The 13,340-nt window shown below is 59.2% G+C and carries 9 protein-coding genes, 1 pseudogene and 1 riboswitch; of the genes and pseudogenes, 8 read left to right on the top strand and 2 right to left on the bottom strand.

What is annotated here, in order from left to right; translation table 11 throughout:
- Window positions 1-301 precede the first annotated feature (301 nt).
- The 7 genes and pseudogenes from EJ072_RS36325 to metE form a co-directional block, all read left to right on the top strand.
- Window positions 302-604 (top strand): annotated as a pseudogene (locus tag EJ072_RS36325) (TIR domain-containing protein); the annotation flags it as partial.
- A 576-nt stretch (window positions 605-1,180) separates the two neighbouring features.
- Window positions 1,181-1,489, top strand: a complete 309-nt coding sequence (locus tag EJ072_RS37250) for a macro domain-containing protein (RefSeq protein ID WP_281061015.1) — start codon at window positions 1,181-1,183, stop codon at window positions 1,487-1,489.
- A 985-nt stretch (window positions 1,490-2,474) separates the two neighbouring features.
- Complete coding sequence (locus EJ072_RS06230) at window positions 2,475-3,167, top strand: OmpW family protein (RefSeq protein ID WP_126078980.1); 693 nt, start codon at window positions 2,475-2,477, stop codon at window positions 3,165-3,167.
- A 93-nt stretch (window positions 3,168-3,260) separates the two neighbouring features.
- A complete protein-coding gene (locus tag EJ072_RS06235) occupies window positions 3,261-4,523 on the top strand; it encodes a cytochrome P450 (protein WP_126078981.1) in 1,263 nt (420 codons plus the stop codon).
- A 320-nt stretch (window positions 4,524-4,843) separates the two neighbouring features.
- Window positions 4,844-6,274, top strand: coding sequence for an NAD-dependent succinate-semialdehyde dehydrogenase (locus EJ072_RS06240; protein ID WP_245467341.1), 1,431 nt, complete (start codon window positions 4,844-4,846; stop codon window positions 6,272-6,274).
- Between the two features lie 488 nt (window positions 6,275-6,762).
- Window positions 6,763-7,536: an HAD-IIA family hydrolase gene (locus EJ072_RS06245; protein ID WP_126078983.1), complete on the top strand. Its 774-nt coding sequence runs from the start codon at window positions 6,763-6,765 to the stop codon at window positions 7,534-7,536.
- A gap of 755 nt (window positions 7,537-8,291) precedes the next feature.
- Window positions 8,292-8,492: riboswitch (cobalamin riboswitch) on the top strand.
- A gap of 89 nt (window positions 8,493-8,581) precedes the next feature.
- Window positions 8,582-10,936: a 5-methyltetrahydropteroyltriglutamate--homocysteine S-methyltransferase gene (metE, locus tag EJ072_RS06250; RefSeq protein WP_126078984.1), complete on the top strand. Its 2,355-nt coding sequence runs from the start codon at window positions 8,582-8,584 to the stop codon at window positions 10,934-10,936.
- Window positions 10,937-11,664: 728 nt separating this feature from the next.
- Here the strand turns inward: metE and EJ072_RS06255 are convergent.
- Together EJ072_RS06255 and EJ072_RS06260 are read right to left on the bottom strand one after the other, a co-directional pair.
- Complete coding sequence (locus tag EJ072_RS06255; protein WP_126078985.1) at window positions 11,665-11,913, bottom strand: DUF982 domain-containing protein; 249 nt, start codon at window positions 11,911-11,913, stop codon at window positions 11,665-11,667.
- Between the two features lie 265 nt (window positions 11,914-12,178).
- The gene (locus tag EJ072_RS06260; protein ID WP_126078986.1) at window positions 12,179-12,481 is read right to left on the bottom strand and encodes a DUF982 domain-containing protein; all 303 of its coding nucleotides are present in this window, start codon (window positions 12,479-12,481) and stop codon (window positions 12,179-12,181) included.
- 241 nt (window positions 12,482-12,722) lie between these two features.
- On the opposite strand from EJ072_RS06260, the gene EJ072_RS06265 reads away from it, so the two are divergent.
- On the top strand, window positions 12,723-13,184 hold the full coding sequence (locus EJ072_RS06265; RefSeq protein WP_095811547.1) for a MucR family transcriptional regulator: 462 nt from the start codon (window positions 12,723-12,725) through the stop codon (window positions 13,182-13,184).
- The last annotated feature ends 156 nt before the right edge of the window (window positions 13,185-13,340 follow it).

A 13,340-nucleotide genomic window follows, 5' to 3' on the forward strand; every position in this document is an offset into this window, starting at 1 on the left:
TATTGAGGGTTAGTTGTTAGTTGTGGAAAAATGCGCATTCTCAGGCTAGACGTCTCTCTTGTTCTGTGACAGGTCTTTCCGCGCAAAAAGGCGGCGGAAAGAGATGGCATACAGGAATAAGACTTATATCTGCTTCGACGGCGATACGGACATGCGTTACTATCGCCTCATGACGGCATGGGCGGATAACGAGAAATTCTCGTTCGATTTCCACAATGCGCACGACCTAAATACGGCGCGAGACACAAGCCAAGAAGAAAGCATCAAGCGCCAACTTCGCTAACGTTTTGCCAACTCGAAGCTAATGGTCGTCCTTATCGGCGAGAAGACAAAACTGCTTACGAAATTCGTTAAGTGGGAGATGGACGTCGCGCTCAAGCTTGGCTTACCAATCATTGGCGTGAATCTAAATGGCGCTAGGCGTCGCGACGAACGCTGCCCGCCAGCAATTCGCGAGAGCTTAGCGATCTACGTCCCGTTTGGGGTTAAGATCGTAGAGTATGCCATGGCCAATTGGCCAGACAGCCACGCCATGTACCGGAAAGAGGGACAAACCGGTCCGCACTACTACACCGATCAGCCCTACAAAAACCTCGGGCTGTAAGTCGTGAAGTATTTTGTTAGCTCGATCCGTACTTGGTCATATTGGCGGTATGCACTCCTATCGGTTGATGGTCTAGCAAGAATTCTCGCAGTTCTCGGAGGGATATACCTTCTTCTAGACATGCTCGACTTCTTTAGTATGTACACTCGGAACAACTACAGTGCCTATAGCTTCTTGGTCGTCGTCGGTTTTGCCGTGGTGGCAGCTCTCCTTTCAAGGCGACCAATATCTCGGATTTCCTATCGCATTCCAAGAAAGGATTTTAGCTACGAGGTTCTTATTGGAGACCTCTTGGAATCACCCGCTACCAACATCGTCATCAACACTAACACGACCTTTGACACTGACATAGCCAGCGGCTGATCAATCCAGACAGCTTGCAGGGAAAGTTCACGAACAAATATTTCTTGGGGAACACGGTTGAGTTGGACAAGCAACTGACTACGTCCCTCAAAGGTGTGGCATTCGAGGAGCATCCGGCTGGTAAAGGGAAAAAACGGAGATACCCTGTCGGGACGGTCGCAAAGATCAGCTCGCACGGGAAGACCTTCTACCTTTCGGCGATGGCCGAACTAAATGACGAAGGCACCCGCCAAGTCGAGGCCCAAAATGCTCGATGCAGCGCTAGAAGCTCTTTGGGAATTCTTGGCTACGAAGGGCGAGCTGGGCGATATAGCGATCGGTTTGATCGGCACCGGTCGCGGGCGCGTTGGACTGCCGAGAAAGAAGGTAGTCGAGAAGATCGCGCAATCCTTCGCCGACGCTTCGTACGACAAGGTGTTTTCAAACAAGCTCTCGATCGTTGTCTTCCCTGGTGATGCGGAGCGTTTCGGGGTGAATCTCTTTGAGGTTCGAGACTACCTTGCTCAAAGCCTGCAGGTCTGACGCTTGACGTTCGTCCCCTTTCCACACTGTTCGGTACTCACGCCCGGTATGCGACAGCAAATGCGCCGTGTACGGACGGCTCTCCGTTGGCAAGAGCTTACGAAGGCCGGGCGCGTAAGGCACGTCGGCAAGGCTGCGGACAGGCAGTTCCTTTGGGAGATCGCCGCCTGAACAATACGCCCGCCCACGGCCAATTTGCGGGGAAAGCTCAACGAAATCGACAGTCAATGATTCTCCAGCTGTCAGACATTGATGGTTGCTCAGGCGTTGGTTAACTTCGCGTCCGACGGGGAGTGGCGATGTGAGCCAGTACTACATCACCGTAAAACATCTGTTCCGGCAGGCGCTGGACGTGCGAACGGCGAACCTGACATATCCTGGTTGCACGGCCCTCAAATACCTGTGATTTGCTTACTTTACACGAAGAAACACAACGCATTTCCCCCGCCGGCTACAGGGGAGCCTGATTACCAACGGACGGTATTCCAAATGCCCGATGACAGCACAAAGGCGGCCGCGCTTGCGGCCAAAGGCTGCCGGACAGCAGTGCCCGCATTCCAGCCGCTCATTCGTGCAGAGCCGTCATGCGGCGAATTGCCAGTCAGGGAAGGTACGCGGGCAAGCCACTCCCCTTTGTGTCCACGGTCCCGGTCTGCGACCGCATCGTGAACATGGGCAGCTGACGCCGTGTGAAATCTCCGAGGGCTTGAAACGTACAGCCCGTTCCCGCCCTAGAACCCGGCCGACTCTGGATTGCATTTGCCTACCCGGGTGGCTGCGTCTGCACTCTTTGTCGGATCTTCGACGAAGTCGGACATGAGACACAGCGCTCTCAGAGCGATCGCATTGTTTCGCAATGATTTTGTCATTTGGCACGACCTATGCGGGGGCTATCGCGCATGACCGCTCCGTCAATCCCGATTGATGCGAGCAGGATTCAATCAAGGCGCAGTGCGTCGCTTCTGAAGATCAAGGAGAGAAGAGTATGGCGAGAGCGCGAATTAGCGTGGCGTGGGCAGTAACAGCGGCTGTCGTCCTCATCGTTGCAGGACAGGCCGGCGCGGCAGATATTCATCAAGCCGCGAGCGTTGCGAAGGTAGGAGCCCCGGTCGCGGAAGCGCCAAGCCCCTGGCAGCTCCGCATGCGCGCGTTGGGGGTGATCACCGAGGATTCGGGCTACGTCAACGCGGTGCCCGGCTCCGGTCTTTCCTATTCGAACAGCGTGACGCCGGAACTCGATATATCGTATTTCTTCAACGACAACATCGCCGCCGAACTCATACTCGGCACCACCTATGCCAACATCGATGGCCAAGGTTCGATCGGCGGGCTGGGCAAGATCGGCAAGGTTTGGCTGCTGCCGCCAACGCTCACATTGCAGTATCATTTTACCGATTTCGGCGCCTTCAAGCCCTATGTCGGCGCCGGCTTGAACTATACGATCTTCTATCACCAGCAAGCCGGCAGCGCCGATGATCTCAAGGTCAAGAACACATTCGGCGCCGCGCTGCAGGTCGGATTCGACTACATGGTGGACCAGCACTGGGGCGTCAACTTCGACGTGAAGAAGCTTTTCCTTAAGCCCGACTTCGACGTCACTGTCGCCGGCGCTAAGCTCACAGGCAAGGCTAAGCTCGATCCCTGGCTGGTAGGCGCAGGTCTCACCTACCGCTTCTAACGACGAAGCACCCTGAAAAGGCATTCCCAAGTCCGCGCCCGGATCATCCGTGCCGAGAAGTGCACCGCGATGGGTCTAAAGGGAGTTGTTGGCATGCGCGTAGAAAACGATCATTGCGACGTGATCGGTGTGCCGGCCGCTCCCACGCAACTTGATGATCTGTCTTCTGCGATTCTGCAGCAGAGGGGAGTGGCGCGGGTGGCGCTGCCTGGCGATGTGGTGGCCTGGGCGGCAGGCCGTCACCAGACGCTCAGGCGGATGCTTTCCGACCAGCGTTTCAACAAGGACTGGCGACAGTGGCGGGCGCTGCAGGATGGCGAGATTCCCGAGGATCATCCGCTGATCGGGATGTGCAAAGTGGACAACATGGCCACAGCGCACGGCGCCGATCACCGGCGCTTGCGCGGCCTGCTGTCCAGCAGCTTCGCGCCCAGTCGTATCGCCTTGCTGGCGCCACGGATCGAACAACGCGTCGATCAACTCCTGGCCGAGATGGCGCAGCGCGGCGGCAGTGCCGATCTGATGTGCGAGTTCGCTGTTCCGCTGCCCACCAACGTGATCGCCGAACTGTTCGGTTTGCCGGACGAACAGCGTGAAGAGATCGTCGCCCTCACCTACAGCCTGGCCAGCACCTCCGCTACAGCCGCAGAGGTAAGACAGACGCGGCAGCGCATCCCGGAGTTCTTCCGTCGTCTGATCGCGCTCAAGCGTCGCCGGCTCGGCGACGATCTGGCTTCGGCGCTGATCGTCGCACGCGACAATGGCGAGCTCGTTTCCGACACCGAGCTCATCGACATGCTGTTCATGGTGCTCTCTGCAGGCTTCGTGACTGTCGCCGGCGTCATCGGCAATGGCATGCTGGCATTGCTGACGCATCCGCAGCAACTGCACCTGGTACGCAGCGGCCAAGTTCCGTGGTCACAGGCGATCGAGGAGATTCTGCGGTGGGGCAGCTCAGCGGCCAATCTGCCATTTCGCTATGCCACCCAGGACGTGGAGATCGACGGATGCATAGTGCGCCGCGGCGACGCCGTGCTGATGGCGTTACATGCGGCGAACCGGGACGAAAAGGCCTTCGGTCCCGGCGCCGACCGGTTCGACGTCACCCGGCTGCACAACCCGCACCTGTCGTTCGGCGAGGGACCCCATTCGTGCCTGGGCGCTGCGCTGGCGCGCCTGGAATTGGGCTGCGCCTTCCCCGCGCTATTCGGGCGGCTGGAGGATCTGGCGCTGAGCATCGCCGCGGAGGACGTGGTCTACATGCCGTCTTACGTCATTCGCTGCCCGCAGAGCCTGCCGGTCACCTTCCGCCCTTCCATGCCCCAGAGAGTGCGGCATTCGCCCCGGATTCACTGATTCTGAGTGGAAGGCTCGGCCAGTTGTTCTGCGTTTGCATGGGAAGCAGGCGCTCGGCGCAGTACCGGAGGTCATCCCGAAGCTCGGGTGGTAAACGTTGTCGCTTACGCCCTGGTCCAGACTTCGCTCCAGCTGGCTTTTCCCAGTATCGGACGCGGCGACCCCCAATTCTCTACCAGCCGTATGATCGAGGTCCTATAAGGAACCCGCAGGTGCGGAGTACAAACCGAGGCCTGCCGACATACAACTCCGCTGCTCTTGAGAGGAATCCGGTATTGCCCCTGCGCCTGCCAATAATCCGTCGCTTGAAATCCCCTGACCTGTTTGGCGCCATCGATCGCCTGCCAGCACCCGGCACGCCGGCTAGCGAGCGGACATTCGAGGTCCTCAATCCATCGAGCGGGGAAGTCTTGGCGGTGCTTCCCGACATGGGTGTGAAGGAGACACGCGCTGCGATCGACAAGGCCTACACGGCGCAGCCTAGATGGGCTGCACTGCCCGCCCGAGAACGCAGCGACGTTTTGTGGCGGTGGCATGAACTGATCATGGACCACGCCGATGATCTTGCCGCGATACTCACTGCAGAGATGGGCAAGCCGTTTGCCGAAGCCAAGTCGGAGGTGTCGCATGCGGCCGCGTATCTGCAATGGTACGCCGAAGAAGCCAATCGCATCTATGGCGAGACGATCCCCCCACCATCGATTGACCGTCGCATGATGGTGATCAAGCAGCCGATCGGTGTCGTGGGCACAATTACGCCATGGAATTTCCCAGCGTCGATGGTGGCGCGCAAGATCTCGCCGGCCCTGGCGGCGGGCTGCGCGATTGTGCTTAAACCCGCTGAACAGACGCCGCTCGTGGCAGGCGCAATGTTCGCCCTCGCGCATCAAGCCGGCTTTCCCGACGGCGTCATCAACCTGGTATATGCGTCCGAAGGTGACGCCGTAGGACGCGAACTCTGCTCAAATCCCAAGGTGCGAAAGATCAGCTTTACGGGCTCGACCGAGGTTGGCCGGCTGCTCATGCGCCAGTGCTCGGACCAGATCAAGAAGGTCAGCCTCGAGCTCGGCGGCAATGCCCCTTTCATTGTCTTTGATGACGCCGATATCGACGCTGCGGTTGACGGCGCGATCCAGGCGAAATTCCGCAACGCCGGTCAGACTTGCGTTTCGGCGAACCGCCTTTACGTCCAATCGAGCGTTCACGATGAGTTCGTCGAGAAGTTCGTGGACAAAGTCCGGCACTTGTCGGTTGGCGACGGCTTCGTTGCCGGAGTGGACATTGGACCGCTGATCGACATCCATGCTCTGCGCAAGATCGAGTCGCACATTGCAGATGCCGTTGCCAAGGGTGGGATTATTCGATGCGGGGCCGAACGCATCGGCAAGGATGGCACCTTCTTCAAGCCCACAGTGCTCACCGAAATTTCCAGCATCATGGCTGTTGCGCAAGAGGAGACTTTCGGGCCGCTGGCGCCGATCATTCGCTTCGAAGATGCGGATCAGGTTGTGCGTGAGGCCAACGACACGATCTACGGCCTCGCCGCCTATTTCTATGCCTCGAACCTCAAGCGTGTCTGGCGCGTTGCCGAGGCATTGGAATACGGCATGGTTGGCATCAACACGGGGCGTATGTCTTCGGAAGCGGCGCCTTTTGGCGGCATGAAGCAGTCCGGCATCGGGCGGGAGGGTTCCCGCCACGGGCTCGAAGACTACCTCGAAATGAAATACCTCTGCATGGGCGGCATCTGATCTCTATCTGGATGGACACCTCGGGCGGCGCACGATCAAACCAAAGAGATGATTCGAGCGCGGACCGCTTCGGGTCGTTTCAGTGCCCCCGCCTGCGCGCCTTAAGCTTGGATAGGTGAGCAACCTACCGTCCGCAGGTGCACCTTGCCTCCTCGCTGTAGAGGGGTTTCAACGTAGCTGGGCGTCTAGATGCATACCGCGGCACGTCTCGCCAGGCCGGTGTCTGCTGCAACTAAGAAGGCGATTGTGCATCAGGTGCGCTGAGACAGCGAAGGTAGTCAACCCGACGATGCAAGACGTCCGCACGGCGAATTGGCGCACCGAAACGTTTACGCCGCAACCTCCTTATTGCCGCACGGCCCACTGAGCCCCCTTCGCGCATCGCTCTGAATCGGTACAGTCGCCGGCATTCTCGCCTGGAGAAGATTCAGTGACACAAGACGTGCCCAGGCCGCGCATGCACGAAAGACATTGAGGGTTGAGATCCAATGATTATAGCGCATCTGCTCGACATGGACGGGGTCCTGGTCCGGGGCGGCCAACCGATTTCTGGCTCGGTCGGCTATGTTGCCGGGCTAGTCGCCAAGGGTGAGCCCTTTCAGATCTTCACCAATAACTCGCGGTTCACGCCAGAAGATCATGCCGAGCGTCTAAGAGCGGTTGGCTTCGCCGTGCAGCCAGAGCACATCTACACATCGGCGCTCGCCACCGCGCGGTTCATGGCGCTGCAAAAGCACCGATCAACTGCCTATGTTATCGGCGACCACGGTCTGGTCGAGGCCCTGCGGCAGGCAGGCTGCCGAATAACAGAGTTTGCCCCCGAATTCGTGGTCCTCGGAGACACCACGTCGTACCACTACGAGCAGATCGCAACTGGCGCTGAGCTTGTGGCGAAGGGCGCGCGCTTTCTCGCCACCAACCCGGATGCCACTGGCCCGACCGAGCGGGGCTCCCATCCGGCGTGCGGGGCTGTCGCGGCACTAATCGAGAAGGCCACCGGCCGTCAGCCCTATTTCGTCGGGAAGCCGAACCCGTTCATGATGCGCGACGCGCTCGACCGGCTGGGAGTTCGAGCTGTCGATACCATCATGGTCGGGGACCGCATGGATACCGACGTGCTCGCGGGGCTGGAATCGGGCCTGAGAACAGCCCTTGTGCTTACTGGTGTGACCAAGCTGGCAGACATAGAGCGGTTTCCATTCAGACCGGACTACGTGGTCGAGTGCCTTGCCGATCTGGGCCAAATCATAGCGAACCAATAAGCCGAACGCACCCCTACACGAAGACCGAACGCTCCTCTACGTTCCGCATGCCGGCCGTCAACCTGGGCAATGATCGGGAGGAACAGCCGGCCCGCATCCAGAAAAGAAGTGATAAGCGTGACAACTTAGTCGAAGTGCACCCATGTAGGGCAAGCAAGTTCATTGTGAGCTTCACTGCTTTGGTTCTGCACGTTCCAGCGATCGCACCGGAATTGATCCGGTGATTGGGTGCGCCCGTTGTCGGATCGTCGACGATGTCCGCAATGTCACACAATGCTTTCAGAGCGATTGCATCGTTCCTAACGATTTTCCCAGTTGGCACGACGATGCGTTCTCTGTGCAAGAGCACTGCGACGCGGCCGACCCGAGAAGGCACCACCTGATGATCACGCCGTTCCAACAATAGGGGCGCCGCCTCCAACGAGCGCCGATCAAACGGAAGCCATCGCGCTTTCATTCGTCTGGTTGTCCGGACATGACGAATTCGATTTCGGGCCAAAAGTGAGTGCACCCGATGACCCCCATGTTTGTGGAAGGCGAACGGGCACTTGCGTCGACGGCCGGCCAGTCGGCAAACACCCTGAAGCACTTCGGTGGAGCGCAGTTCGAGCGCGACGGGGCGGCGCTGAATGCCTTTCGACCGACCCGACCCTCGTAAGCGGCTTTGGGCGAAAGAGACCGATCAGCGCAAGGTGTTACTCGCATAATCACATAAACATCTCGTTATATGGTATTGACAAGGATCGAAGCGGCTGTGATTGTACGCATGTCATGGTTCTTCGCGCGGCACTGCCGTAGCGGAGCTAAGAGGGAAGCCGGTGCGATGCCGGCGCTGCCCCCGCAACTGTTAGCGGCGAGCCAAGCCCATTGATGTCACTGAGGCGAACGGCCTCGGGAAGACGGGCGGAGGCTTTGACCCGCGAGCCAGGAGACCTGCCACGACGAACAACGTCCACGGGCGGGGTGTCTGGTGGTCGCGGTAGCTCGGCTTCGTGCCGCCTATTCGCGGGTTCCTTGTCCCCCGCCCCAACCATCGGGGTATGGCATGACTGTCTCTCAACGAATTCCTGTAGCAACGCTCGGCGTGCCGCGTATCGGTCGACGGCGGGAACTGAAATTCGCGCTTGAAAACTACTGGTCCGGAAAATCTCGCGCTGCCGATCTGCTCGCGACGGCGAAGACGCTGCGTGCCGCTAGCTGGAGGGAGCAGCACGATCGCGGCGTGTCGAAAATCCCGTCCAACGATTTCTCGCTTTATGACCACGTGCTCGACACAGTCGCCATGGTCGGCGCCGTTCCGGCACGATACGCCTGGACTGACGGCGAGGTCCCACTCGATATCTATTTCGCCATGGCGCGCGGCAATCAAGGTCAGGCCGCGGATTGTGGACCTGCCGGTGACGAGCCTGCGGCCAATGGGCAGGGCCTTGCCGCGATGGAAATGACCAAATGGTTCGACACCAACTACCACTACATTGTGCCGGAACTCAGGGACGATCAGAGCTTTGCCCTCTCGTCGGCGAAACCGGTCGATCATTTCCTCGAGGCCAAGGCGCTCGGCATCCACACTCGCCCGGTCCTGCTTGGACCGGTTACCTTTCTCAAGTTGGCGAAGTCACCTGAGGAAGGTTTCAACCCTATCGCGCTCCTGCCACGGCTGCTGCCCGTCTACGAGGAACTCCTGCAGAGGCTAAAGCTCGCGGGAGCCGATTGGGTGCAGATCGATGAGCCGGCGCTCGTGCTCGATCTGATTCCCAACGAACGGGATGCGCTCCAATTCGCCTACTCCCGGCTGTCGAAAGCAGCACCCGAGTTGAAGATCATGGTCGCTACCTATTTCGGATCGCTGGGAGACAATCTCGAGACCGCAATTTCTCTGCCCGTGGCGGGACTGCACGTGGATCTCGTGCGCGCTCCAGAGCAGTTGGAGGCCGTCGGCCGGCTCGCGCAGAAGGAACTTGTGCTCTCGCTCGGGCTGATCGACGGCCGCAACGTCTGGCGCGCGAACCTGCCTGCGATATTTGACCGTATCAAGCCGATCGTCGCCGGTTGGCCGCTGGAGCGGGTGGAGATTGCCCCGTCCTGCTCGATGCTGCATGTGCCGATCGACCTGGACTTGGAGACGGCACTCGATGCGGATGTGAGGTCGTGGCTCGCCTTCGCAGCGCAAAAGACCGACGAGCTGGTCGTGCTCGCCCGTGCCCTGGCCGAAGGCCGGGACGCAGTGGCCGCCGAACTGGAGGCGTCGGCTGAGGCTGCCGCCGTTCGCGCGACATCCGCCAAGGTGCATGATCCGCTCGTCGAAGGCCGGGTCGCCAGGATCAAGGTCGGCATGACGCGCCGGAAGAGCGCATTTGCCGGCCGCTCCAAGCTTCAGGCCGACGTGTTTGGCTTGCCCCCCTTCCCCACCACGACGATCGGCTCCTTCCCGCAAACAGCCGAGATTCGCAAGGCGCGGGCAGCTCATGCCAAAGGCCAGCTGAGTTACGTCGACTATGAAGCGTTCCTGAAGAAAGAGATAAAAGCCGCCGTTCGCTGGCAAGAAGAGATCGGACTCGACGTGCTGGTCCACGGCGAATTCGAGCGCAACGACATGGTGCAATATTTCGCCGAGCAGCTCTGCGGCTTCGCCTTCACGCAACACGGGTGGGTGCAAAGCTATGGCTCGCGCTTTGTGCGACCCCCGATCATCATTGGAGATGTGTCGCGACAAAATCCGATGACACTACATTGGTGGCGATATGCCCAGTCGCTAACGCTGAAGCCGGTGAAAGGCATGCTTACCGGTCCCGTGACGATCCTCAATTGGTCCTTCGTCCGAGACGACCTTCCGCGCTCAGCCGTCTGCCGTCAGGTCGCGCTCGCCATTCGCGATGAAGTGAGCGACCTTGAAAAGGCCGGCGCTAAGATGATCCAGATCGACGAAGCCGCACTGCGCGAGGGCTTGCCGCTGCGCCAGGCCGACTGGGAGGCCTATCTCGACTGGGCCGTCGAATGCTTCCGGCTGGCTTCAACGGCCGTCGAGGATGCGACCCAGATCCACACCCATATGTGCTACTCCGAGTTCGGCGACATCGTGGACGCTATCGCCGCAATGGATGCGGATGTGATCTCCATTGAAGCCTCGCGCTCGCAGATGGAACTGCTCGATACGCTTCGAACCTTCAAGTATCCGAACGATATCGGACCTGGCGTCTATGACATTCACTCGCCGCGGGTCCCGGAAGTGGGCGAGATTTCCAACCTCATCATGCTTGCGCGCGATCGATTGTTGGATGACCAACTGTGGGTGAATCCCGACTGCGGCCTCAAAACGCGCAGATGGGAGGAGGTCCGCTCTGCCCTGGTGAACATGGTGGCTGCGGCACGCGCAATTCGGGAAAAAGCGCAAACGGCGTAGGACTCGGTGACACTTGCCGGCGGTGAGCGGCGACGCTGCACCCCGGGCGAAGTAGGTTGAGGAGGCTATCCGGCTCACCCAAAGAAATCGACCTGCCGCCGACCGAAGCGCCTCCGTAAGCTTGGTCTGGTCGGGCCTTGTTATGGCGCGGCCACGCCAGCTGTTCCGAAGGCGGGCGTTGGCGGGCGATCGAAGCAGGCCGGCCCTCAAATGAGCCGGCCAGAGATCAGACGGCTGACCCCCAGCGGTTTCGGACTACTCCGGATTTAAGCTAGTCCAATATCACTATCATCTTTCCGATGCGATCGCCGAAACCTCCGTTCCGACATCGGCGACCATCGGGAGAGGCATCGGCGATCACGCGGGGCCGGTCCAAGGGTGTTCCGGGAAACCGGATGCAGGGCTAATCTGGGGGGAGGTTCAAACGGCACTTCTGTTGACTATCGTGACAGTATCGACGCTCCGCCATCTGCAGTCGGCCAACTCTCGCTCAATGGCCCGTCTGCCTCTGTCTCCAATTACGATCGCCGCGCAGGCGAAGCCGAACGACCGCAGCTTGGCTGGCGGACCCCTTGTGTTTTGATGTTGGAAGATCCCACGCGCGACCAGGAAAGCCATTGCGGAAGTAACGGGGTTGGCTTGCTCCTGGCGGATGCCGGCAGGGATGTTCGGACCGTGGCCAACAGCGATGCGCAGAGGGCCGAAATTCATGAGCGGCGTCATAAATCTCAATCGTTGCGCAGAATGCGTGCTTCGAGCGCGGCTGCGACGAAAGCTCGTCGAGCGGCTGGCGCATGGGTCTTACCGCGTAACACCTGCAGACAGACGTCCATCGCTATTCTGCGTTTATCGGTCTCATTATGCAGATCCCGCAGCAAGATAGCGGCCGCGTCGTTGACGTCCACCACGATGCGCTCTGAGCTGCGGCGGCTGACCTGAACAACGACTGGCCTCTCAAATCTGATCAACCCGGTCATCCCCCCTCCTCCACAGCCACTATGCGGCAAACTGCCCCGGTCGTATTTCTTTACTCAGTCGAACGCGACCGATGCACCTGCACCACTGAGGCTGGCCATTCACGACCAAGCGATCGCCATGAGCTGCGTCTGGCCATAGTCAGGTTGCGTGCGATCTGCACTTTTGTAGTCGGCGGTGAGGAACTGCTTCTCATTCGCGCGGTCTAGCCGTGAAACTCGGACAATAGTGCACTGTTTGACGCGCCTTGCCAGACGTCGTCGAGGTCTACACCTGCACTTTTCCACTGCCCGATCTGCAGGCAGCAATCCACTTCATCGCCGAGGTTGGATCTTCCAATATGTCGACCCGTTTCGCAAAGCCGAAAAAGGCATTGCGAGCCGTACTTACCGGCTTGCGCCCATCGTATGCATCGTAGCATGCCCTCAGGGCGATCTCGTGGATCATGTCTCTGCGATCTTCAGGCCATTCATTGAGAAAATCGATGGCATCCGCAAGGCCGGCAATCTCTTGGATGATGTGCGTTGCGCGCTTCACGAAAAGGGGGTTGCTGAAAGCCTTAGCGTTCATTCGTTTCTCCGAACTATCCGAATAAATTTGGGTGAAGAGGCGCCGCATCGACGCGGCACAACCATGGCACAGCGGTGTTGTCAGGACGATGACGGTTGAAGAGTTATCCTGCGACTGCGGCCGGGTGTGTAGCGATCCGCGAACAGATCGTGCAATGGCTTGGTTGCCATCAAAGGCGGCCGTCACTATTAAGCTATGAATTGATTCCCCACGCCTAGTCTAAGTCCGCAGGAGCGTTTTCATGACCGAAGAAACTGAGACAGCTGATAACCTTATCGAACTCACCGCCCATGTCATCTCAGCCTATGTTTCGAACAATCCTGTTCCCGTCAGTGAACTGCCTGGGCTTATCGGCCTGATCCACATCGCATTGAAAGCCACTGCCGGTGGTGCAGCACCAGAAAAGTCGGAACCTCTCAACCCTGCCGTACCGATCAGAAAATCGGTTACACCCGATTACATTGTCAGCCTTGAGGACGGTAAGAAGTTCAAGTCGCTTAAGCGTCACCTGGCTACCCACCATGGCCTTACGCCCGACGAATATCGCGCGAAATGGGGGCTGCCGGCGGACTATCCCATGGTGGCGCCAAACTACGCTGCGGCCCGCTCGGCATTGGCCAAGACCATGGGTCTGGGCCGCAAGCCGAAGGAACCGGAAACGTCGGCACCTGCCAAGCGTGCCCGCAAGAATGGCGCAGCCTGACTGCACTTTTAACGATCGACCAAGCCGATGCGGCATGATTTCGCACCTGCGAGAGATGATTTGTGCATTGCAATATCGGCGGCTATCGGTATGATCATGTTGTCGGCCATCTACTCCTCCCAGATGTGGTGCCGACGCTGAATGGGGCGCACCTCC

Source organism: Mesorhizobium sp. M2A.F.Ca.ET.046.03.2.1, assembly GCF_003952425.1.
Lineage (GTDB): Bacteria > Pseudomonadota > Alphaproteobacteria > Rhizobiales > Rhizobiaceae > Mesorhizobium.

Bases quoted from the DNA above. Each gene is read 5' to 3' on its own strand.
- EJ072_RS37250 (WP_281061015.1), top strand. From the start codon at position 1,181: ATGACGAAGGCACCCGCCAAGTCGAGGCCCAAAATGCTCGATGCAGCG.
- EJ072_RS06230 (WP_126078980.1), top strand. From the start codon at position 2,475: ATGGCGAGAGCGCGAATTAGCGTGGCGTGGGCAGTAACAGCGGCTGTC.
- EJ072_RS06235 (WP_126078981.1), top strand. From the start codon at position 3,261: ATGCGCGTAGAAAACGATCATTGCGACGTGATCGGTGTGCCGGCCGCT.
- EJ072_RS06245 (WP_126078983.1), top strand. From the start codon at position 6,763: ATGATTATAGCGCATCTGCTCGACATGGACGGGGTCCTGGTCCGGGGC.
- metE (WP_126078984.1), top strand. From the start codon at position 8,582: ATGACTGTCTCTCAACGAATTCCTGTAGCAACGCTCGGCGTGCCGCGT.
- EJ072_RS06255 (WP_126078985.1), bottom strand. From the start codon at position 11,913: ATGACCGGGTTGATCAGATTTGAGAGGCCAGTCGTTGTTCAGGTCAGC.
- EJ072_RS06260 (WP_126078986.1), bottom strand. From the start codon at position 12,481: ATGAACGCTAAGGCTTTCAGCAACCCCCTTTTCGTGAAGCGCGCAACG.
- EJ072_RS06265 (WP_095811547.1), top strand. From the start codon at position 12,723: ATGACCGAAGAAACTGAGACAGCTGATAACCTTATCGAACTCACCGCC.